Source organism: Oceanobacillus timonensis, assembly GCF_900166635.1.
Lineage (GTDB): Bacteria > Bacillota > Bacilli > Bacillales > Amphibacillaceae > Oceanobacillus > Oceanobacillus timonensis.
This window is the reverse complement of the sequence record NZ_LT800497.1, coordinates 4323327-4345953: the sequence shown is the minus strand read 5'-3', so window position 1 is coordinate 4345953 and position 22627 is coordinate 4323327. Positions and strand designations below refer to the sequence as shown.

At 38.8% G+C, this 22627-nt stretch carries 27 protein-coding genes and 1 pseudogene; 23 read left to right on the top strand and 5 right to left on the bottom strand.

The genetic code is table 11. The features are described 5' to 3' along the window. Positions 1-58: 58 nt before the first annotated feature. A complete protein-coding gene (locus B7E05_RS21355) occupies positions 59-733 on the bottom strand; it encodes a PadR family transcriptional regulator (RefSeq protein WP_143833278.1) in 675 nt (224 codons plus the stop codon). A gap of 189 nt (positions 734-922) precedes the next feature. Here B7E05_RS21355 and B7E05_RS21350 point away from each other — a divergent pair, with 189 nt between their 5' ends. The 5 genes from B7E05_RS21350 (at position 923) to paiA (ending at position 4775) form a co-directional block, all read left to right on the top strand. Beyond that, positions 923-1546 carry a pyroglutamyl-peptidase I gene (locus B7E05_RS21350; RefSeq protein WP_080876082.1) on the top strand — a complete coding sequence of 208 codons (624 nt, stop codon included), beginning with the start codon at positions 923-925 and terminating at the stop codon, positions 1544-1546. A 50-nt stretch (positions 1547-1596) separates the two neighbouring features. Beyond that, complete coding sequence (locus B7E05_RS21345) at positions 1597-2160, top strand: cysteine hydrolase family protein (RefSeq protein WP_080876081.1); 564 nt, start codon at positions 1597-1599, stop codon at positions 2158-2160. A gap of 141 nt (positions 2161-2301) precedes the next feature. After that, on the top strand, positions 2302-3459 hold the full coding sequence (locus B7E05_RS21340) for a pyridoxal-phosphate-dependent aminotransferase family protein (RefSeq protein ID WP_080876080.1): 1158 nt from the start codon (positions 2302-2304) through the stop codon (positions 3457-3459). 310 nt (positions 3460-3769) lie between these two features. Then, positions 3770-4222 (top strand): MarR family winged helix-turn-helix transcriptional regulator, encoded by a 453-nt coding sequence (locus tag B7E05_RS21335; RefSeq protein WP_080876079.1) that lies wholly within the window; start codon positions 3770-3772, stop codon positions 4220-4222. A 25-nt stretch (positions 4223-4247) separates the two neighbouring features. Continuing rightward, a complete protein-coding gene (gene paiA, locus B7E05_RS21330; RefSeq protein WP_080876078.1) occupies positions 4248-4775 on the top strand; it encodes a spermidine/spermine N(1)-acetyltransferase in 528 nt (175 codons plus the stop codon). 141 nt (positions 4776-4916) lie between these two features. Here paiA and B7E05_RS21325 read toward each other — a convergent pair whose 3' ends face one another. Together B7E05_RS21325 and B7E05_RS21320 are read right to left on the bottom strand one after the other, a co-directional pair. Beyond that, positions 4917-5690 (bottom strand): DUF1129 family protein, encoded by a 774-nt coding sequence (locus tag B7E05_RS21325; RefSeq protein ID WP_080876077.1) that lies wholly within the window; start codon positions 5688-5690, stop codon positions 4917-4919. Next, on the bottom strand, positions 5680-6018 hold the full coding sequence (locus B7E05_RS21320; RefSeq protein ID WP_080876076.1) for a PadR family transcriptional regulator: 339 nt from the start codon (positions 6016-6018) through the stop codon (positions 5680-5682). Before B7E05_RS21320 ends, B7E05_RS21325 begins: the two co-directional genes overlap by 11 nt. 321 nt (positions 6019-6339) lie before the next feature. Between B7E05_RS21320 and B7E05_RS21315 the strand changes: the two genes are divergently transcribed. Together B7E05_RS21315 and B7E05_RS21310 are read left to right on the top strand one after the other, a co-directional pair. Continuing rightward, complete coding sequence (locus tag B7E05_RS21315; RefSeq protein WP_080876075.1) at positions 6340-6693, top strand: lmo0954 family membrane protein; 354 nt, start codon at positions 6340-6342, stop codon at positions 6691-6693. 30 nt (positions 6694-6723) lie between these two features. After that, complete coding sequence (locus B7E05_RS21310; protein ID WP_080876074.1) at positions 6724-7359, top strand: PspA/IM30 family protein; 636 nt, start codon at positions 6724-6726, stop codon at positions 7357-7359. Between the two features lie 145 nt (positions 7360-7504). Here B7E05_RS21310 and B7E05_RS21305 read toward each other — a convergent pair. Next, a pseudogene (locus tag B7E05_RS21305) lies at positions 7505-7681 on the bottom strand (hypothetical protein); the annotation flags it as partial. A gap of 69 nt (positions 7682-7750) precedes the next feature. Here B7E05_RS21305 and B7E05_RS21300 point away from each other — a divergent pair. Then, positions 7751-8635: an RpnC/YadD family protein gene (locus B7E05_RS21300; protein ID WP_245833211.1), complete on the top strand. Its 885-nt coding sequence runs from the start codon at positions 7751-7753 to the stop codon at positions 8633-8635. Positions 8636-8803: 168 nt separating this feature from the next. On the opposite strand, the gene B7E05_RS21295 is transcribed toward B7E05_RS21300, so the two are convergent. Continuing rightward, on the bottom strand, positions 8804-9280 hold the full coding sequence (locus B7E05_RS21295; RefSeq protein WP_179134608.1) for a TetR/AcrR family transcriptional regulator: 477 nt from the start codon (positions 9278-9280) through the stop codon (positions 8804-8806). A gap of 235 nt (positions 9281-9515) precedes the next feature. Between B7E05_RS21295 and B7E05_RS21290 the strand changes: the two genes are divergently transcribed. The 15 genes from B7E05_RS21290 to B7E05_RS21220 all read left to right on the top strand — a co-directional run bounded on the left by B7E05_RS21290 (position 9516) and on the right by B7E05_RS21220 (position 22581). Continuing rightward, on the top strand, positions 9516-9956 hold the full coding sequence (locus B7E05_RS21290) for a carboxymuconolactone decarboxylase family protein (RefSeq protein WP_080876398.1): 441 nt from the start codon (positions 9516-9518) through the stop codon (positions 9954-9956). A gap of 250 nt (positions 9957-10206) precedes the next feature. Then, positions 10207-10932 (top strand): GntR family transcriptional regulator, encoded by a 726-nt coding sequence (locus B7E05_RS21285; protein ID WP_080876071.1) that lies wholly within the window; start codon positions 10207-10209, stop codon positions 10930-10932. 235 nt (positions 10933-11167) lie between these two features. Next, complete coding sequence (gene phnG, locus B7E05_RS21280; RefSeq protein WP_080876070.1) at positions 11168-11590, top strand: phosphonate C-P lyase system protein PhnG; 423 nt, start codon at positions 11168-11170, stop codon at positions 11588-11590. 52 nt (positions 11591-11642) lie between these two features. Continuing rightward, positions 11643-12242 carry a phosphonate C-P lyase system protein PhnH gene (phnH, locus tag B7E05_RS21275; RefSeq protein ID WP_042530925.1) on the top strand — a complete coding sequence of 200 codons (600 nt, stop codon included), beginning with the start codon at positions 11643-11645 and terminating at the stop codon, positions 12240-12242. Further along, positions 12243-13355 carry a carbon-phosphorus lyase complex subunit PhnI gene (locus B7E05_RS21270; protein WP_080876069.1) on the top strand — a complete coding sequence of 371 codons (1113 nt, stop codon included), beginning with the start codon at positions 12243-12245 and terminating at the stop codon, positions 13353-13355. Beyond that, on the top strand, positions 13352-14218 hold the full coding sequence (locus B7E05_RS21265; RefSeq protein ID WP_080876068.1) for an alpha-D-ribose 1-methylphosphonate 5-phosphate C-P-lyase PhnJ: 867 nt from the start codon (positions 13352-13354) through the stop codon (positions 14216-14218). The genes B7E05_RS21270 and B7E05_RS21265 overlap by 4 nt, the downstream gene beginning before the upstream one ends. After that, entirely contained in the window at positions 14211-15050 is an 840-nt protein-coding gene (locus tag B7E05_RS21260; RefSeq protein ID WP_080876067.1) for an ATP-binding cassette domain-containing protein, read from the top strand. Before B7E05_RS21265 ends, B7E05_RS21260 begins: the two co-directional genes overlap by 8 nt. A gap of 14 nt (positions 15051-15064) precedes the next feature. Then, positions 15065-16246, top strand: a complete 1182-nt coding sequence (gene phnM / locus B7E05_RS21255) for a phosphonate metabolism protein PhnM (protein WP_080876066.1) — start codon at positions 15065-15067, stop codon at positions 16244-16246. A 19-nt stretch (positions 16247-16265) separates the two neighbouring features. Further along, entirely contained in the window at positions 16266-16988 is a 723-nt protein-coding gene (gene phnL, locus B7E05_RS21250; RefSeq protein ID WP_080876065.1) for a phosphonate C-P lyase system protein PhnL, read from the top strand. Next, positions 16978-17793: a PHP domain-containing protein gene (locus tag B7E05_RS21245; protein WP_080876064.1), complete on the top strand. Its 816-nt coding sequence runs from the start codon at positions 16978-16980 to the stop codon at positions 17791-17793. Before phnL ends, B7E05_RS21245 begins: the two co-directional genes overlap by 11 nt. Before the next feature lie 200 nt (positions 17794-17993). After that, entirely contained in the window at positions 17994-19037 is a 1044-nt protein-coding gene (locus tag B7E05_RS21240) for a PhnD/SsuA/transferrin family substrate-binding protein (RefSeq protein ID WP_080876063.1), read from the top strand. A 64-nt stretch (positions 19038-19101) separates the two neighbouring features. Beyond that, entirely contained in the window at positions 19102-19866 is a 765-nt protein-coding gene (gene phnC, locus B7E05_RS21235) for a phosphonate ABC transporter ATP-binding protein (protein WP_080876062.1), read from the top strand. Positions 19867-19877: 11 nt separating this feature from the next. Then, positions 19878-20663: a phosphonate ABC transporter, permease protein PhnE gene (gene phnE / locus B7E05_RS21230; protein ID WP_080876061.1), complete on the top strand. Its 786-nt coding sequence runs from the start codon at positions 19878-19880 to the stop codon at positions 20661-20663. Next, complete coding sequence (locus B7E05_RS21225; protein ID WP_080876060.1) at positions 20663-21520, top strand: ABC transporter permease subunit; 858 nt, start codon at positions 20663-20665, stop codon at positions 21518-21520. The genes phnE and B7E05_RS21225 overlap by 1 nt, the downstream gene beginning before the upstream one ends. A 254-nt stretch (positions 21521-21774) precedes the next feature. Then, positions 21775-22581, top strand: coding sequence for a VOC family protein (locus B7E05_RS21220; RefSeq protein WP_080876059.1), 807 nt, complete (start codon positions 21775-21777; stop codon positions 22579-22581). Positions 22582-22627: the final 46 nt, after the last annotated feature.

The window sequence follows — 22627 nt, the reverse complement described above, 5'->3', positions numbered from 1 at the left end:
AATCTAAACCAAGGACGGACCTCAAATATAAGAGGTCCGTCCTTGGTTTAAAAGAAGATTATTTATCGTCTGGTTGATTTTCATCACCAGCAATATTTGAAAGTTCTTCATGTGTTTTTTTAAGAAGATCCTGCAGCTGCTTTTTCTTTTCGGGATTATCCATAACCTGTCTCCCTGTCTTCATAAAGTCATGGAAGACACGTTGCATATCAGATCGAAGGTTTTGCATTTCCTCCATATTCACATTTTCAAATTGACTCATTCGGGATACAAAAGGATCTTCGTTTTGATGACTGTTTAAATAAGCGATGCCTTCATCGGTAATATGGTATACCTTTTTCCTTCCTTCTTTAACGGCTTCAACCAAATCCTGATCCTCCAGCATTTGAAGCGTAGGGTAAACGGAACCCGGGCTTGGCGAATAAAAGCCTTTGAATTTTTCTTCCAGAACTTTGATGATGTCATAACCATGCCTTGGCTGTTTTTGTAATATTTTTAGTAAAACTAACTTAATATCTCCGCGTTTGAAGAAACGCTCGCCGCCACGGCCGCCACCTCTTTCGTCATGTCCTGCAAAGAAATGAGGCCCGCCTCTTCCTGGGAAATTCTCATGCCCCATTCCGAATTTATTTCGCTTTAGAAACTCTTTATGGAATGTGTTGTCTTCATCAAAAAAAGGATGATTAAAATGTGCCTGCTTTTTGAAAAAAGGATGTGCATCTTGTTGAAACATAATCTATTCCTCCTACATATTTTTTGCTTCGAAGTTAACGATATATCGTTATTGAATATAATAAGCGATATATCGTTAACTGTCAAGATGAAATATCTTTTAAAATAAAGGTAGACATTCAACGTGTATCATTCTATGCTATACTGAAATAAATAAAATGATATGTGTTTCAGAAGGCGGGTGCAGCAGATGAAAAAGAAGTTACTACTAACTGGATTTGAACCTTTTCTTGATTTTTCAATGAATCCAACGATGAAAATTGCAGAAGAATTAGATGGTGCAATGGTTGGAGATTATATGATTACGTCCCGGGTGCTGTCTGTAGATTTCCAAAAGGCAGGAAAACAGCTTCTCCAACTTATAGAAGAAACAAAACCGGATGCGATGATTTCACTTGGACTTGCTGGTGGCAGGTTCAAGATTAATCCGGAAAGAATTGCAGTGAATGTGAATGATGGACCTGCGGATAACCAAGGCCATAAGCCGGATAATGAAGTTATTTGGGAGGAGGGCGCAGATGGGCTCTTTTCCACATTACCAATCAGCCAAATGGTTCAGCGGCTGCAAGCACAAGGACTTCCTGCTGAAATTTCCAATACAGCAGGGACTTATCTTTGCAATCATGTCATGTATCAAGCTCTGCACTATGTACGGACAAACCGTCTTCGTCTGCCTGCTGGCTTTATTCATATTCCTGCATCCCATGAACTTGCTATTGAACACGGGAAAATACCGAGCTGGAGTCATGATGATTTGAAAAGAGCTATTGTTATTTGCGTGGAGACTTTATCAGAAACGGTTAGCAGCAGTTAATGTTTTTTTGATTTAATACCTAAACCATTTTAAGAAATGAGGAATCATTCATGAAGAAAGCATTACTAAACATTGATTATACAATTGATTTTGTGGCAGATGATGGTGCTTTAACATGTGGTAAACCCGGTCAGGATTTGGAAAACACAATGGTTGCAGTCACAGAGCAATTTATTAGGGATGGCGATTATACCGTATTTGCCGTGGATGTTCATGATAAGGACGACGCTTATCATCCGGAAACAAAGCTGTTTCCGCCTCATAATATCCGTGGAACAAGCGGAAGAGATTTATACGGCCGATTGCAGGCAACATATGAAAAAAACCAAACGCAAGAAAATGTATCCTACATGGATAAGACGAGGTATTCCGCTTTTGCCGGCACAGATTTGGAAATAAAATTGCGGGAAAGAAATATTGAAGAGGTTCATCTGATTGGTGTATGTACAGATATTTGTGTACTGCATACGGCAGTAGATGCCTACAACAAAGGATTTCGCATCGTTGTGTACAAAGATGCAGTTGCTTCGTTTAATCAGGCTGGACACAATTGGGCACTGGGACATTTTGAAAGTTCATTGGGTGCGAAAGTGGTGGCGTTCAGGGATGAGTAAGTAAATGGATGAAACTATGGTACAGCTTATCATTCCCTTTGTTATTAATTGATAAAACAAACTATACATTAAAATAGAACAATGATAGTATTTTAATTATATATACAAAAAATTGACAAAATGATAGAAAGGGGAAAATGTATGTATCCAAATATTTTGAGACATCCTGGTCCGACGCCGATTCCAAAAAAAGTCGAATTGGCAATGGCGCAAAATATGATCAGCCATCGTTCGGAGGAATTTACCAAACTATATCGGGAAGCAACAGAACGTGTAAAACCTTTATTCGGAACAAAGCAGGATATTATGCTTCTGCCTTCAGGCGGAACGGCAGCATTAGAAGCGGCGGTGGCCAATACAACTTCTGACGGAGATGAAGTTGTCGTTGTTACAATAGGTGCTTTTGGGGATTATTTCGTTTCCATATGTGAAAAACATGGATTACATGTGCATAAACTTGAAAAAAACTGGGGCGAAGCTTGTACAAAGGAAGAACTCGCTGCATTTTTAAAGCCCTTATCTAATATTAAGGCTGTTTTTGCGACTTATAATGAAACTTCTACAGGGGTTTTAAATCCGGTGAAACAACTGTCAGAATCGGTACATGAACATTCTGATGCGCTATTTATCGTTGATGGGGTAAGCTGTATTGGAGGTGCCCCTGCCGAAATGGACGCGTGGGGTATTGATATTTTAGTAACTGGCTCACAAAAAGCCATCATGCTTCCGCCGGGGCTTGCTTTCGTAGCTGTAAGTGAAAAGGCTTGGAAAGTCATCGAAGCTAATCGCACCACTATCTATTATTTAGATTTATTAAGTTATCGTGAGTGGGCGGAAAAGTCAATGACACCGAACACACCGGCAATTTCATTAATTATGGGGTTATCTGCTGTGTGCGATTTAATTGAAGAAGAAGGTGGATTCGCCAAAACAGTAGAACGGCACGAACTCATGAAAAATATGGTCCGGGAAGCTATGAGAGCTCTCTCTATTGACTTGTTAACAAGTGACGCGTATGCATCACCAACATTAACGACGATTTGTGCGCCAAAGGGATTGGATTTGTCAGATTTTATACCACACTTAAAAAAGAAGTATCATCTTGATTTTGCTGGAGGGCTTGGTCACCTTCAAGGCAAAGTTTTCAGGTTTGGACATATGGGGTATTGCTTCCCTAGTGATATCCTTCAAGCAGTTTCCTTAATAGAAGCAGGTTTACAGGACTTTTCTTATCCGTTTGAAAGCGGTGCTGGAGTAAAGGCAGCACAAGATGTTTTCTTGGCTTCGTTAAAAAAATAACTCATACATCGTAAAGGATGGCATTTTGTCGATAAAAAGGTGATAGATGTTTGATGCATGCGGGCTTTCTGTAAGTGGAGCAAACTTACGGGAAGCCTGATTTTTTTAGAGATAAGTAATGTGGTCTGAATGAAAAAATCCTGGGCAAATGCTGCGCAGGATTTTTTAGATGCAAGGTTGTCGTTGCTAGAAGAACCTGCCACTGATAATGATGAGAGATAGGGAATGGATGATTTTTAAAGTTTTTGTTGTAAATACAACAAAAATAAAGTAAAATTTCTTATAGAGAAAACATGCTGGAGGCGAAAATATGGCGGAAATTCTGCGGGAAATTGGTATGATTGCGAGAGCACTTGATTCCATCAGCAATATCGAATTTAAAGACTATAACCTTACGAAGGGCCAATATTTATATCTGGTCCGTATTTGTGAAAATCCGGGCATTATTCAAGAAAAGCTGGCTGAAATGATTAAGGTAGACCGGACAACAGCGGCCCGTGCTGTCAAAAATCTGGAGACCAATGGTTTTATTGAAAAGAAAGCAGATGCCAATAATAGAAAGATAAAAAAGCTGATGCCAACAGAAAAGGGAAAAAGCATTTATCCGATGATTAAAAAGGAAAATGATTACTCCAATCAGGTTGCTTTAAAAGGACTGACGGAAACAGAAGCGGATTCCCTTGTCTATTTACTCGAGAAGGTTCGAAAAAATATAGAAGTAGACTGGGAATTTGTGAAGAAGGGAAATAAGCGGGAGTATTAACCTGGGTGAAAAGGAAGGCAGGAATATGACAATGAACATAAAAACTTGCAATCAAGATGACTTACAGGCGCTTCAAGAAATCAGCGTCGAAACGTTTACGGAAACATTTCAAGAACAGAATACACCGGAAAATATGCAAGCTTATTTGGAAAATGCATATACATTGGATAAACTTCAACAAGAAATGGTGCAAAAGAATGCAACGTTCTTTTTCGTTTATTATAATGACCAGCTGGCCGGGTATATGAAAGTGAATACAGATAAGGCACAATCCGAAGAAGTTGGAGAGGATGCTCTGGAAATAGAGCGTATCTATATTCGAAGCGGTTTCCAGCGAAAAGGATTAGGGAAATATCTGATGGACAAAGCAATTGAAATAGCCAAGGACAAAAAGAAGGAAAAAATATGGCTGGGCGTATGGGAATATAATGAACAGGCACTTCTTTTTTACGAGAAGAATGGTTTCGTGCGGACTGGATCACATTCCTTTTTTATGGGAGACGATGAGCAGACAGATTATATCATGACGAAAACACTGAAGATACATTCCTAAAGGGAAGAAAGCTATATTTGTTCTGTAACATTTTAACATACCAGAAGGAAAAAGAATAAAAGAAATATTGGTATAATGAAGGCAGCAACTTCTCTATTTAATAATGGAAATGACAGGCTGCCTTCTTGTCTTGAAACTTTGTTAATGAGAAGTCTTATTATCCTCTTTTTTCGATGTGTACGTTAAAATTCCTATTACCGTAATGGAGACCACCAAAAGCATGACGCCGGAGATAATTACATAGGACTCACTTTCCGGCCCGCTGCCGCCAGTTGCGATTTTAGCAATGATTTGAGGGGAACATAATAAGAAAATAAGGATTGCGAAAAACCACTGTTTTACGATAAGCGCACCAATGATGAAAATACCTAAAAGAATAGCTCCGACAATAAGGTTCACAGAAGGGTTACTGTCTGCAAGGATAACCCCCGGGTAATTGCGAATGATAAATTGACCGCCGACCATTGCAAGAAAGAAGAATACGGAAAAAATTCCTACAATTATATAGGTTTTTTTGCTGTCGCCATACTTACGAGCTGTCTTTTTAACAATGAATAAGGTGCCCAATATGCCTATTAATAAAATGCCGAGATTATAAAGAATGACGCTTGTATTTAATTGGAAGTCACCGCTAATTAAGTTAGGAATCGTAAATACGCCGAGCATATAGATAATAAATAAAATACTATTTTTGATCAATCCTTTTTCCCGAGGCAATTCTTGTGAAATGGAATGGATATAATCTTTTACCGATCCCCCTGTGATGCTTTTAATACTTTTTCCATTTGCTTCTGCTTCCATTAAATGATCCCTCAGCTCTTCTTCAATTTCCTGGATGTCTTTTTCACTTTTACCACGCGTGATTAATTCCAGACGCAAATTCAATAAGAACTTCTCTGCTTCTTTACTTAGCATCTTCCACACTCCTCATCAAATTGTTCATCCCTTTATTCAAATAAGTCCATTTATTACGGAAAATAGCTAGTTCTTCTAATCCTTTTACAGTGATTGTGTAGTATTTTCGTTTTGGGCCACCTGTATCGGATTTTTTTAATTCGGTTTGAACGTACCCTTTTTTGCTTAAACGAAGAAGGACAGGGTAGATACTTCCATCGCTGATCTCTGGGAAGTCTTGTTCTTTTAATTTCTCAAGAATTTCATACCCATACGTTTCCCCTTGTGAAATCAAACCTAATATGGCGCCGTCTAATAATCCCTTCATCATCTGACCAGATACTGACATGTCGTACCTCCTCAACTATCTTATATTATACTATAGTTGAATGTAAGGTAATTGTCAACTATCTTATATAAAAAGATAGTTGAGGTGTTTTTATGAAGAAATAAACAAATTTACTGATGAGATAACTAAACATGAATTGTCGAACTTAAAGTAAGCAGCTGCTCTTTTTTCTTTTGTTTTATTGCTTTTATAACCAATCTTTTACAAAGGATTAAAAGCAAATAGACCGGAAGGCGTAGACAAAGATATTTCTTAAGCTCATTACGAAAAAATGCTGGAACCGATAAGATAAAGATACGATAACGAAAGGGGAAAAACAAAATGAAAAAATTCATGTTGTTTATCGGAGGACTTATTGCAGTATTTGTCCTTCTCGTAAATTTAGGTCCAATGGTATTACTGGCATTAAGCGCAGGTTTACTATATGTATGCTTCAAAAAATTTATCAAAACAGATTCTGTAGCTGCCAAAATAGGGTGGGCGATTCTAGGATTAATTGTAGTAAGCATCGCATTCTCAAACCTTTACGCCGTTTTAGGTGTTGCGGCAGCTTATGCGCTTTACCTCATTTATAAAAACTGGAATACACCGGAAGGCTCTGTTGTCCACGAAATAAAGGAAGATGATGATCCGTTTACAAATTTTGAAAAACAGTGGGCAGAGTTAAATAAATAAAATGAATAACATTCAAAGGAGAGATTGATTATGTCAACAAATATTTTTACGCGAATGAAGGATTCCATTTCAGCAGATTTACACACCATGATGGATAAAAAGGAACAAAAAAATCCGATTGCGGCGTTAAATCATTATTTACGTCAAAGTGAACAGGAAAAAGAAAAAGTGAGAAAATTGATTGACCGTCAATATAAATTAAAAGAAGAATTTGCACGGGAGTATATGAAAGCCCAAGACCTTGCAGATAAGCGTCAGAAACAAGCACAAATCGCAGAACGCGCTCAGGAAGAAGAAATGCATGAATTTGCTTTAAAAGAGCAAGAAGAGTATCAAAATCGTGCTGAACGCATGAAAGCATCCAGAGAGGAAGCCATTACCCAGCTTGAAAATCTGGAGCAGAAATACGAAGAAATGAAGCATCGCCTGAAGGATATGCACCTGCGTCGTATGGAGCTGATGGGACGTGAAAATATTGCCAAAGCAAATCACCAAATCAATCAGGTCGTGGATGAATCACCAGAAAAACCCTTCTCCAAGTTTAGAGAGATGGAGCAATATATCGAAAACCTGGAGTACAAAGTAAACAGTGCTTACTATAAAAGTACTTTTGACAGTAAAATTGCTGCCATTGAAAAGAAATTAGATGAAAAGGACGTAAACTAGAGCTTGAAGGTAGAAGTGAAAAAGTGTTCTTTACAGCTTCAACAAAACTCCTCTACATTACAAATTTGTAATGAGAGGAGTTTCTAATTGAGAAAGAGTAGTTGAAATGGAATCAGGAAAATTTTGAGGATTTATTGTATAAAAATCAATTAATAAAATTAGTATGGCGCACTTTCCAATCCTCCAGTTTAATAAACACCCAGAATCCGTAGATACCTAACGTGATAATAGTAAAAAACCACCATTTAATCCAATGTCCAAAAAGACCCACGGCCGACCCCGAAAAATGCATTCGCTTGCCGTCAACAACTGTATGATTTATTATATTGTAGTAGCTTTTCTGTAGAAGTATTGGTAAAATAAAGATAATTTAAAGAAAGGAAGTGTTCTATTGTTTACAGCACCATTAATTCTAGAAAAAGAAGCAGACTACATGAAGCATGATCGGTTGACGAAAAAGCTGATACAAGAGTTTTTTGAAGAGTTTATCGAAGCATTTTTCCCCAATCTCTATCCCTACATTGATTTCTCCAAGGTCACCTTCCTCGAACAAGAAGTATACTTGGACTACATCAATGGCCGCAAGAAAGAAATTGACGTTCTCGCAGCAGTAAAGCTGAATCACGAAGACAAAATCCTGCATATTCATACCGAAGCCCAATCAACGCATGAAGCAAATTTTCCCGAAAGAATGTTTCTTTATTTTAGTTACCTCTATGCCAAACACCGCAAACCCATTCAACCCATCGCTGTTTTGAGTTATAATAGGGAGAAAGAAGAACCGACGCAATTCAGAATCGATACCCCCACCCAAGACGTACTTCAATTTAACTTTTTACAATTACACTTAATCAAGAAAGACTGGAGAGCATATATTCAATCAGACAACCCGGCTGCCGCAGCATTGCTTAGTCAAATGGGCTATGAAGAGCATGAGCGGGTTCAGGTAAAGCTGGAGTTTCTGCGCATGATCACCCGGATGCAAATCAACCCGGCGCAAATGGAGTTTCTATATGGCTATTTCGAGACTTATCTAAAACTAAACAAAGAGGAGGAATCCGAAATGATGGAGCAAATGGAAAACTTACCGGAGGAGGAAAAAGAAGTGGTATTGAAGCTGCCGAATTCTTATTTTGAGAGAGGATTGGAGAAAGGAAAGCAGGAAGGAAAACAAGAAATAGCTTTAGAATTGCTGGCAATAGGAATGCCGGTCAACCAAATCGCAGAGATCACAAAATTAAGCAAAGAAGAGATTAAAAAGCTGGCAGACGAGTAAAAAAAGAAAAATAGGTAAGTCGCAAGCTGTAGCAAAAAAGTGAGCCTACCTAAAAAGTTTGGCTCACTTTTCTTTTGTTGCCATATCCCGCCTGACATAGTTAAACCGGGTTATTTCCTCAAAAGCTTTTATCAAATCGTCATACGTATGTTGAAAATCACTATCTGCCTATTTCATCAGGATATTCCGCATTCCCCCTGCATTGAAAGCTAAAGCAAATTCCATATTTTCTTCACTGATGGCATAGGCAAATTTGTTTTCAGTGAGTCTGTGGATAGAAGGCAGGTGTTTATTAAAAGCCTTTAATAGTAAACTATCCAAATCATTTTTTCGAATGATACGAATAAAGTCTATATTTTCCATCCAAAAAGTGATGAAAATGCTTGCCACTTTCCCCATGTCCATATTTTCTCCTACATCCAGCCTTCGCAGGTATTCTTGTGCCAGCTGATGGAGGTATCGTTCCAGAACAGCATTTTTTGAATCAAAATGCCGGTAGAAGGTACTTCGGTCTAAAACGGCTTGTTCAGCAATCTCTTTAATGGTGATTTTTTGGAAGGATTTTTCTTCCAAAAGGTATAAAAGCGCGTCTGTCAAACATTCTTGAGACCTGATGGCAGAAGGATTATTGCTTGTATCAGACATCTTGTTCCACTCCTCTGTATACATCCTACATATAATAGGGGTTTGTAGGACTTATTTAAATTGTATTGATTCTTTATTACTGCTAGTATACGATACCCTTATCAATGCAATAAATGTTGCACTTATTTGATGGGAAATAAGAAGGTACGTGGATTTTAAAACATTTACAAAAAGGAGAATGGATATGGCAAAACTGGTCAACAAAGGGATTGTGAAGGCGGCAGGAATGATGAAAATGGATAATCGAATAAACTATTTTAAAGTTGCTCCAAACGCAATGACACCCATTATGGAATCTGAAAAATATGTACGGAAAACTTCGATTGACAGGAAGCTGAAAGAGCTTATTAAGATTAGAGTTTCACAGATTAATGGGTGCTCTTATTGTCTGAATATGCATACCAAAGCAGCGAAAAAGCTAAACGTATCCGACAAACAGATAGATGCACTGAAGCATTGGAAAACGGAAGAAATATTTACGGAGATGGATCGGGCTGCATTTGAACTGGCAGAGAATATGACGCTAGTTTCAGAAAATGGAGTCAGTGATGCGTTGTATGAGAAGGTAAGGGAATATTTTGATGAAAAGGAATATGTGGAGCTTGCAATGGTCATTATTCAAATCAATACGTGGAATAGATTGTCTATTGCGATGGGGAATCACGCTGAAGTATAGAAAAGAAGTGTAGGAACCCATGGTAATTAGATGTTCTATTATACTTGAATTAACTGACTTATTTGAAAACAACTTATTTTTTCCTGAACGTTGCTTCATTTTATCAGCTGTTTCGTATAAAATGGAACGGAAAAGGAGGAAATAACATGCACTTTGAATTTGATGATGGTCTTTTTTGTTTTGATGGCAGTATGGAAATGGCCAAATACGAATTAAAGAAAAAACAAAGCAGCTTGGCAAGGGGATATGGATGGCTATAGATAAAGAAACAAGAATTATTGACGACATAATGGAAAAGATTATAGCGAAAACGATGCACCCTGGTGAAAAGCTCCCTTCTGAAAATAAACTCGCAGAAAAGTATAATGTACCGCGTATCACAGCAAGAAATGCTTTAACTACATTGGAAGCACGCGGGTATATTTATTCTGTACAGGGGAAAGGCCGCTTTTTAAAAGAAACGTCCAAACCAATTCAATTGCATTTAACAGGAAGCACCAGTTTCACGGATAAGATGAAGCAAGCCGGTTATCATTTGACGACAAAAAACATGTACTGTACAAAAATTAATTATGATAGCACAGTCTATGATGCATTACAGGCAGATTTGGAAGCAGAGGTTTATAAAATTGGCCGGCTGCGATTAATTGACGATGAACCAATAGCGATTCATCAGTCGTTTGTAAACCAAGCACTATTTCCGGATATAGCTCAAAATGGGCCGCAAATATTGTCTATGTTTGCTTATTACCGTCAATTAGGATATGAGGAATTTAAGAGTAAACAATCATTATTAAGTATTACATTTCCCACTTCTTATGAACAAGAACTGTTGTCGTGCGGCAGTATGGTTCCCCTTATCGTGCTTGAGACGGGTTGTATCGATGTCAAAACGGAGAAGGTGCTGGAATACACGAAAATTATTTATCGCAGTGATAAATTTAAATATGATATTACAACAGATGAAAGTCGGTGAGGTCTATATTGAGATCTCACCGTTTTTTTATGGTTAAAAAATGATAAATCGATTACCGCATCTCGCTGTGATTCTTTTACTTTTGTCACGTCTAAATATCTGTTTATGCTTTGCAGAGTAAGGTGTCTCTTCTTAAGCAATAAATATAAAGTGCTGTTTACAAATACTTTACGTTATCTTAAAACACAGCAACTTGGCAACAAGTTAGTATGAACTTGTAAAGGAGGATGTATGAATGAAAAGAAAGAGAAGGACTGAGATTCTTATCCAATCAGACACTGATTTTGCAGAGAGCCTGGCAAATCAAATAAAACAGACATACAGCTACAAGGAGATTGTTGCTCCACAATATGGATTAACGATGGTAAAAATGCGAGAAAGCGCAAAAAAATCTTTATTCTATATTGGTGAAGTTCTTGTTACAGAAGCAAAGGTAGAGCTAAATGAGCAAATCGGTATAGGGATAATACAAGGAATGCATGATGATTTGGCATTGAACTTAGCTATTATTGATGCTGCCTATAACGCGAGCTTACCGGAAACATTGTCTTGGAAGGATGCTTTAGTAGCGGCTGAAGCAGATATAAAACGTAAAAAAGCAAAACAACAGGCAGAATTAATGGAAACAAAAGTAAGCTTTGAAACAATGGATGTTTAGATGAAAGATGACTGTAAACCGCAGTTTAAAATAAAAAAACAGGAGAGATTGTATGCCTATCGACCAAGTTCATGATTTACAAAAGGTGTATCGGAGTATATTGGACAGTATGGCTAGACCGGGAAAGGTGACTAATTTAGAAGCATATAAAGAGCGGATGGATTATGAAATAGCGTGCTATGATACGACCTTATTGATTACGATGACTTTGCTGGATGGAGAAGTATCGTTTCATGTTATTTCAGAGAACAGCCAGGTAGTCAAAGATAAGATTGCAGCTTATACATTAGCAAAGCATGCACCTGTAGAAGAAGCAGATTTTATTATTGTATTGAAAGATGCTCCAGATGCTTCCATTGTAGAAGGAATGAGAGCTGCAAAAACAGGAGACTTGATTAACCCGCAGCATTCTTCTACCTGGATAATGGAAAGCAGCGCGCCTCTTTCGAATCAGAATCAATTGAAATTAACTGGGCCAGGGATTAAAAAACAAAAGGATTTATTTACCAGTTTTAAACCAAGTATTTGGCAAACTAGAAGTGAGACAGTACAAGAATATCCACTCGGCATTGATCTGATGCTTACGGATGAAAAATGGCAAATTACTTGTATACCCCGAACAACCAATGTTTCTGAGCAGGAGGTGAGATGATTGGGATATGTAGCTGTCAAAGGCGGAACGATGGCAATTGAAGCATCTATCAATCGGTTAACATATGATCGTTTAAAAGAGAGAGAAATAATAGAAGTAAACACGATTATCGCAACAATGCGGGCAATGGTAGATCAAGTAATGTCAGAAAGCAGCTTATATTCGCCATTTCTTGCGGCATTAGCTATTAAACAAGCGGAAGGAAGTATGGAAGAAGCGGTGTTTATTATGCGATCCCATCGCTCTACATTACCAAGATTATATTATAGCAATATCATAGAGTCTGACTCGATGCTGGTAGAACGACGAATATCAGCAAGCTTCAAAGATATTCCTGGTGGTCAAATATTGGGGGCTACCACAGATTATACCCACCGTTTACTTGATTTTTCATTAGCAGCGGAAACGCGGCTGAAGAATGATCAATGGATGAAACAGTATATGGAAAAAATAAAGCAAGAAGTAAAAGAAGATGGTGAAATTTCATATTTTCCAAAGGTAGTAGATTATTTACGTGAGGAAGGGCTGTTTGGAACATATGAATTAGATAACACCATGCCAACCGATATTACAAAAGAAAACCTTTCTTTTCCAGCTTCCCGAAGTGCCAGATTACAAACGCTGACGCGTGGACAAACAGGTGCAGTAACAGCACTTGGTTATGCTTCTTTACGGGGTTACGGTCAGGTTCATCCAACTGTTGGGGAGGTTCGTGTCGGAAAGCTGCCAATCTATGTAGAGCATCCCAATGAGCCTGAACAGACAGCCGAAGATAGTTACTATATCGGAGAGATCAAGGTTTCTGAAGTAGAATCGTTTGTACCTGTCTCTATTAAAAACGAGCAAAATGAAGAAGAATTAGATTTTGAGATTGGCTATGGCATATGCTATGGACAAAATGAAACAAAAGCAATAGCAATGAGCATTTTAGATCAGTGTTTAGAGCATCCGGAAGCCAGCTTTCCTACGCATGATGAAGAGTTTGTTCTATTGCATATCGATTCGGTGGAAGCAACAGGATTTATATCGCATCTGAAACTCCCGCATTATGTTACCTTCCAATCGAAGCTGGGAAGTATACGTGAGGTTAAAAAGAAAGGGGGAGCGCAATGAAGCATACAACACATTTTGCTTTTTTTGATGAAGGGTCAAAAAAAGAAATTCGCCGAACAACATTAAAAGCAGTGGCTATTCCGGGCTATCAAGTCCCATTTGCCTCTAGAGAAATGCCGATTGCAAGAGGCTGGGGCACAGGAGGATTGCAGCTTACCTTATCTTTAATTGGTAAAGAAGATACATTAAAAGTAATTGACCAAGGTGCAGATGAATCGGTCAATGCTGTCAGTATTAAGAAACTCGTACAGCAAACAACAAATGTTGAGTTAACAAATCATACAGAAGCGGCCTCCATCATTCAATCGAGGCACCGCATTCCGGAAGCACAGCTTTCAGAAGAGCAAATTTTGGTATTACAGGTCCCGACACCTGAACCATTACGTAAGGTAGAAGCTAGCGAGTATGCAACGAAACGGCTGCATGCGGAAGAAGAATACAGCGGTGCTTGGCTTTTGCTGTTTGAGCAGATTATGAAGTATGGGAAGACAGCGACAGGTGCAGATCATCCGGTATATGTAAATGGCCGCTATGTGATGGCGCCAAGTCCCATTCCAAGATTCGACAATCCTAAATTGCATGCGTCCAAAGCCCTGACATTACTTGGTGCAGGCCGGGAGAAGAAAATCTATGCTGTGCCGCCGTATACGGAAGTGGCATCCCTTGCCTTTGAGGACTATCCGTTCAGCGTGGAATCATTTGCTGGCCATGCGTGTCATTTATGTGGAGCCAAAGATGTTTTTCTTGATGAACTGGTCGATGAGGAAACGGGTGAAACATATTATCAATGTAATGATACGAGCTATTGTATAGATCGATTAAACAGTGAGGAGCAAGTGGAGGTGAAACACCATCATGCATGAAGAACCGATATTACGTGTGCGAAATCTAAATAAACAGTTTGGAAAAGGTTGTATCCATTGTTTTGATAAAAGAGAAAGGCAATTGGAGAAAAATTACTGCCCGATATGTGGAACAGTGTATGCATGCCAGGATGTATCCCTGGATTTGTTTCCAGGAGAAATATTAGGAATTGTTGGAGAGAGTGGCAGCGGGAAATCCACAATGATGCAGTGTCTTTATTTTGATGCACCGGTAACCTCTGGGGAGGTTTATCTAAATAACGAGGAATTAAAGGATCAAAATGTTTTGGAATTATCGCAACAGAAAAAAAGATATATTCGTAATCACAAATACGGAATGGTTTATCAAAATCCGGTAAATGGACTGAAAATGAATTTTTCCTCTATCGGAAATATTGCGGAAAAGCTTATTGCAGCTGGAAACCGTAATGTATCATCTATGGAAGCAACGGGAAATAGGCTGCTTGAGCATGTGCAAATCCCGCTGTTTCGTTCAAAAGAAGAACCGCGAAACTTTTCCGGCGGGATGCAGCAGCGGGTGCAAATAGCGAAGGCGTTGTCGAATAATCCGCCGATACTATTTTTAGATGAAGTAACGACAGGGTTAGACTTGTCTGTCCAGGCGAATGTACTCGATTTAATAAAAGAAATTCAGCGCAAATGGGGCATTAGTATGATTGTAGTTTCTCATGATCTCGCAGTTATTCGCATGCTGGCCGATCGAACGATGGTCATGCTGAATGGAGCCGTTATTGAAGAAGGCCTGACGGATCAAATTTTAGAAGATCCGCAACAAGCTTATACGCAACGTTTAGTTTATTCATTATTATAGGAGGGGCGCTTATTGTGTATGTTATTCATAATGGAAAAGTGATTACAGAAGAAACGATACTTGAAGACCATGCTGTACTTGTGGAAAAGAGCACCATTCAATCAATCATTCAAGAAACGGAAATCGATAATTATCCCGAGGCTGACAGAATTAATGCGAATGGTGGATATATTTCGCCAGGCTTTATTGATATCCATTCAGACTATATTGAAACAGTTGCTTCACCGAGGCCAACGAGTATGATGGATTTTAATATCAGCTTGAGAGAAGCAGAGAAAATATTAATTGGTCACGGAATTACAACGATATTTCACTCGTTATCTTTTTTTCGGGAAGATGCATTTGGGCATAAGCCAATCCGTAAACCTGAAAATGTACAACGGATGATAGATGCGATTGCCAATACCCATCATGAACTGCATTTGATTCGTCATCGATTACATGCCCGATTTGAAATCGATAATATCTTAGAGGTAGATCAGTTAATCCGCAATGTCGAGGCAGATAAGGTTCATCTCCTTTCATTTATGGATCATACACCTGGTCAAGGACAGTATCGTGACTTAGAAGTATACCGGGAAACCTTACAAGGCTATCGCGATTTATCTGATGAGGCGGTACAAACCATTATTTTAGAAAGACAAAATGTAGAGAGTATCACGATTGAACGCATGCAGGAGGTTGCTGAATTAGCTATATCCAAAGGGATAGCAGTAGCATCACATGACGATGACAATATCGATAAGCTTCATCTTGTACAATCCTTTGGTACGACAATCAGCGAGTTCCCAATTACGATGAAAATTGCCAAGAAAGCAAAGGAGCTTGGATTGAAGACAGTAGCGGGCGCTCCTAACGTATTGCTTGGCGGCTCGCATTCAGGGAATTTGTCAGCGGCTGAAGCCATTTCAGAAGATTGTATTGATATTTTATGCAGTGATTATTATCCTGCAGCTTTGTTACACGCGATCTTTTCTTTAAGTGAAACGCATGGAAATGATTTGCACGACATGTTTATGAAAGTAACTCTTAACCCTGCAAAGGCTGTGCGAATGGATCATGAAATAGGGTCAATAAAATCTGGTAAAAAAGCAGATATGCTTGTTATTGAACGAATGGATGACGGTTACCCGATGTTAACGAAAGCGATGGTAAATGGTTCGTTAATTACAACGACAAATTACCGTATAAACTAAAAAATAGGAGGTTCCATCAATGGCGATGCTTCAAGTGAAAGATTTTGGCAAACGGTTCACAATTCATCATTTGGGCAAAACGAGACAAGCAGTGGAGCATATTCATTTCTCACTGGAGCAGGGCGGATTTCTTGGAATTGTCGGCAAAAGCGGAAGCGGCAAATCAACCATCTTAAAAAGCATTTATCGTACGTACTATCCAGATACGGGGAAAATTATTTACAACTCGGCACGCTATGGGTTGATTGACTTAACCCAGGCAACAGAACGGGAAATTCTTTATTTACGAAAGCATGAAATAGGCTATGTATCGCAGTTTTTGGATGTAATGCCGCGAACAACATCTAAAGAGCTTGTAGAGAAAGCAATACTGGAAATGGGCGAAACAGAAGAGACTGCAAAATTAGAAGCGGAAAAGGTGTTAACGCATTTTGACCTGGACCAAAAACTTTGGGATCATTATCCAAATACATTTTCGGGCGGAGAAAAACTGCGGTTAAATATTGCGATGGCGACTGTCAAAAAACCACGACTGCTATTGCTTGATGAACCGACTGCAAGTCTGGATCAGCAATCGAAAATGAAAGTACGTGAAATGATTGAAAAGCTGAAAGCAAGCGGCACTACACTGGTCGGTATTTTTCACGATATAGAATTTATGGATGGATTATGTGACCACGTGTTTGATATGCAATTTAGTCAGGGCGGGCTTGTGAAAGAAGGCGTTATGTATGAAAGCTGATCTCCATGTGCACAGCACCTATTCGGATGGTTCTGACCATGTGGAAACAGTACTGGAACAAGCGGTGAAACATGGGGTGAAACAAATCAGCTTTGTTGATCATGATAGCGTAGCTGGTCTTGCTGAAAAACAAGCTTTAGGAAAAAGTTACGGTATTGAAGTAATTCCAGGCATTGAAATATCGGCTTATGATTTGAAACGAAATCGGAAAGTACACGTACTTGGCTATAATTATTATCCTGAAGCGAAGCACACCGAATCCCTTTGTAAAACGGTCCGAGACAGGAGACAGGCTCATACACTTTGGCAAATTGACCAGCTTAATAAACATGGCTATCAGATTGATCCGCAAGCAGTGATCAAAGCTGCGCACCCAAGTGAAACCATTTATAAGCAGCATGTTATGCAGCAAATTACATCGGCTGCATACGATTCTAAGTCGTATCAAGCGTTGTATCACAACATTTTTAAGGGAGGTGGGCCTGCTGCTGGGGATATTGAATATGTGGATGCGTTTCTTGCTGTAGAAGCGATTGTGGCTGATGGAGGTGTGGCTGTTGTTGCGCATCCAGGCCAGCTGCATTCCTATGAAATGATTTCGGAACTTGTGGAAGCTGGTTTGGGAGGTATTGAGCGGAATCACCCTGATCATACTGCGAAAGATCATAAACAAGTAGAGGAATTAGCTGAAAAATATGGTTTAATCATGACTGGTGGTACAGATTATCATGGTGATTTTGGAATGCAAATAGAGGTCGGTTCGATTACGAGCCCTTCCTTTTTAAATCAAGTGTTAATCGATTAAAGGTTAAGCATTTGTAAAGTTGCTAAATGTTCTATGAAACTATTGTAAATATAAACTATATTCAGTTAAGTCATGTTTTAATAGAGAGGAAAAGCAGAGGAAATAATTATAAGGAGGGGTTATTTACTAACAGAAGTAAACTGATGAAAATCTCATTATCCGTTCTAATCACTAATCTATCAATAAAAAGGAGCGTTACCATGAAGAAAACGTTAACTAAATTAGGTATTTTGCTTTTATTGGTTCTATTCGCAGCAGGATGTTCAGAAAGTAGTGCGGGTGCAGGAGAAGGGCAAGCGGAAGTAGATGATGTCATTGATGTTGTCTGGTACCCCAATGAGTCGGGGGAAGATTTGAAATCATCTCGTGATGAGATTGGAAGAATAATTGAAGATGCTACTGGAAAAGAAGTAGAGCATCATTTAACAACAGATTATGCGATTGCAATTGAGACGTTAGTGAATAATAACGCAGATGTAGCATTTATGGGTGCTCAAGGTTATATTGAAGCAAAGAATGGCAACGACGCGATCCAGCCAATCGTTGTTCCAACTGGTCCGTCTGGAACATTAGATGACGCAGTGTATCATAGCTGGCTGGCAGTAAATGTAGACGATCAGGACAATTATAAAAAAGATGGCGAATATTCCTTAGATACAATAGCGGACAAGAGGTTTTCATTTGTGTCTAACAGCTCCACTTCAGGATTCAAAGTGCCATCTTCAGGAATTATTGCTCATTTTACAGAGCAAGATTCGTATAAAGATTTGACAGAAGAAGATTTAATGGAGGGCGGACCGCTTTTTTCACAAGTTCTTTTTGGAAACTCTCACCAGGGTTCTGCAGTGAATTTATTGGATGGAAATGCAGATGTAGCAGCTTTTTGTGATACCTGCGTAGAAAACTACGTAGAGGTAGCTGAAGGAGAAGAGAATGAAGTTGGCTCCATCTACAAAGTAAAGGAAAATGCGGAACAGCCATTTAACAACGTAACAGGAAAAGAGTTCACGTTAATGGATGTAACGCCGGTTCTTAATGCACCATTTGCTGCAAATATGGAGAGCTTAGGTGAAGAAGATTATGAGAAATTACAAGAAGCATTAACCTCAGATGAAGTAGCCGATAATGAAGGGATTTTTGTACCGGAAGATTCGGAGGGGTCGGCATTGTTCTTTAAATCGGACAAAGAACGTTTTGCGCCAGTAGAAGATGAGTGGTTTGACCCGATTCGTGAACTTCAATAATCCAACTAGCTGAAAATATGATTTTGCAAAATGAAGTTTCACTTTAATAGGAGGGAACCTAATTATGGCATTTTTACAAATTGCAGGGCTAAGTAAATCGTATAATAACGAAACAACCGTACTAAAAGATATTTCTTTTAATGTAAAAGCTGGAGAATTTGTTTCCATTATCGGTCCATCAGGTGCAGGGAAATCTACATTACTGCGCTGTATTAATCGGATGGTTTCCATAAGTGATGGAGAGGTGGTTTTTGATCATGCGCCAATAACCAAATTAAAAAAACGGGCATTGCGACAGCTGCGTACGGATATTGGCATGGTATTTCAACATTATAATTTAGTTCCACGGCTAACCGTTATTGAAAATGTTCTTCACGGGCGCTTAGGTTATAAGTCCACCCTGCAAGGTGTACTTGGCAGGTTTACAGAAGAAGAAAAAGAGCATGCTTTTTTTCTTCTTCGTAAACTTGGAATCGAGGAGCATGCTTATAAACGCTGTGATCAGTTAAGCGGGGGACAGCAGCAACGAGTTGGCATTGCTCGCGCACTTATTCAAAATCCAAAGCTCATCCTGTGCGATGAACCGATTGCGTCACTCGATCCAAATGCTTCAAAAATTATTATGGATCATTTGAAGTCCATTACTACTGAACTAGAGATAACTTGTCTGATTAATTTACATCAAGTAGAAGTGGCACAGCAATATTCAGATCGAATTATTGGTTTAAATCAAGGGGAAGTTGTATTTGTCGGACCAAATTATAAGCTGACAGAGGAAAAAATCAATCATATTTATGGTACGCAAATGCGGGAATTAATAACAGTGTGAGGGGAATTGACGTGAGTGAAAAGGGGATGCAAAAAAGAAAATGGCAACTGACGATTGCTTTGTTGATTATCATTGCCATAACATATTTATCTGCAGCGATAACGAATTTTAACTTTATGGATGGATTCGCAGCATTTCCTGAAGCGATTGGCTGGATGTTTTCTAATTTGTTCATTACCCAGGAGTCGCTAGAAAGGCTGCCAACCATTTTGGACAAACTGATAGAGACTATTTTTATGTCCATAGCAGCAACGACGACAGCTGCGATTGTTTCCATCTTTCTTGGCATCATGGGATCAAAAACGACGAGCGTAAATGGTTTGTTAAGTGTGTTTGCCCGCTTCATTGCATCTGTATCACGTAATATCCCGGTTGTGGCTTGGGCGTTGATTTTATTGCTTTCTTTTGGACAAAATTCGTTAACGGGGTATTTAGCATTATTTGTAGGAACAGTTGGATTCTTAACAAGGGTATTTATTGAATCCATTGATGAAGCAAGTCCCAGTGCGGTTGAAGCCTTGACAGCTACAGGAGCAACCTATTTTCATATTGTAAATAAAGCAGTCATTCCGCAAAGTTTACCACAAATGATCAGCTGGATTTTATTTATGATTGAAACAAATATCCGCAGTTCGACATTAGTAGGTATTTTAACAGGTACAGGAATCGGATATACCTTTGATATGTACTATAAATCAATGAACTATAATGCAGTTGCCCTAGTCACCTTCAGCATTGTGCTCGCAGTAATCATTATTGAGCTTATGTCAAACTATATACGGAAGGTGATTATGTAATGGAAACAATAGTAAAATCCACGTATATAAAGCGCAAGAAGAATGGAAGCATATCCTTAAGGGCTGGAAATAAATCAAAATTCGTTATACGGATGACGATGATTACGCTATTTGTCTTAACAATTGCCGGTTTTTTATTGTTTGATTATACGGGTTTAGAAATAAGAACTGCGGTAGTGGAGACAGCCTCTAATCTATATGCGATGTTTTTTAAGCCGGCACTCAACCATTTCACATGGGCCGAAGCATTATATCAAATTGGAGTGACGATGGGACTTGCTGTTTTGTCTACAATTATTGGTGCTGTGATTGCTTTCTTTTTAGCGTTAACAGCTGCAGCTAATTTATCGAAGGAATGGGTTACCAAGGTCGTTCGTGTCATTGTAGCCTTTATTCGCGCAGTGCCAACCGTATTATGGGTGCTTATTTTTGCAATTGCTGCCGGGCTCGGCAGTGAAGCTGCAGTATTAGGTATGCTGTTTCATTCCATTGCGTATTTAGTAAAAGCATTTTCCGAAGCATTTGAAGAAGTCGATAAAGGCATTTTGGAAGCATTAAGAGCTGCAGGGTCCGGCTGGTGGCCTGTTGTTATACATGGCATTATTCCTTCTACGTTTACCTATTTATTATCATGGACCTTCCTGCGTTTTGAAATTAACTTTTCTGTGGCTGTGGCGATGGGAGCTGCTGCGGGAGCTGGCGGAATTGGATTTGAATTATTTATGGCCTCTGGGTTTTATTTCGATCTGAATGAGGTTGGCTTTATTACGTACGCTATCTTATTGATTGCGATTATTCTCGAAGTGTTTTCAACGCAATTGAAAAATCGATATTTTCCATCCAGTGTAAGAAATTAAAAGGATATCATAATTTCTTTGTGTATGCCGGCGGCGAGGGAATACTCCGCCGGCTTTTTGGTGTAATTGCTTTTTTTAACCCAAATTTGTTAAATTTAAAGCAAGTTACGTGATAAGAATATATTGTTTTTTTCTTCAAGAGGTATGAAAATAGTTTAAAATGAATAGAAGGTATACAGCTTGGAGTAACTGTATGAAATTTAGAAGATTCCAATATGAATAACTTTATCAAAAAATAAAAGGAGAGAACACAAATGCCTTTTCAGTTTGACCACCTTGTTCATTTTGTTGACAGTCCAGAAGAAGTAAAAGAGGAGTTAAAGAAGCTTGGTCTCCACGCTGTAGATGGAGGAAAGCACGATAATGGCGGCACTTACAATGCGCTTAGTTATTTTGGTTTAAGTTATATCGAACTGATTGGCGTGTTTGATCAGCAGTTAGCTGATCAGCCTGCCGAAAAATATAGTCTGAGAGATACCTTTCAAAAAGATGGTTATGCTTCAGGTTTATCCAGAATTGCATTAAGGTCCCGTAATCTGGAGGAGGAAGCAAAGCGTTTTAAATCACTTGGGCTGGAGGTTATTGGTCCAGTTCCTTTAGGGAGAAAAAGACCCGATGGCAGCATGATAAATTGGAAGCTGTTATTCGCAGGAAATCCAGAAGAAAAGCTAGTCTTACCATTCTTTATTGAATGGGAAGAAGCAGATGAAGAACGCAGAAAAAGCCTGGAAGAGCAAGGAACGATTGCTGCTCATCAAAAAGGAAACCTTTCCTTAGAATCTGTCGGCTTTGCTGTAAAGGATGCAAAAGCTGTTATCGAAAAGTGGGAGACTTATTTGGGATTGGAGCAGGGAGAAGCGTTCTTTGATAAAGGTCTGGACGCGACAGGACACCGTTTAAAGCTGTCAGGCGGAGACATCCTGTTTTATGAGCCTGAAGGTGAAGGAATAGTTTCTGATACACTGAATAAAAGAGGTGAGAAACCTTTTATCGTTACCATTTCAGGAGGAAATCAGAAAGAACAATTTAAAGTAAAGAATGCTATTTACCGGTTTGTTTAACGTGTTGATAAGCTAATGAAAACTGCAGTATAAATGATTTTTTATT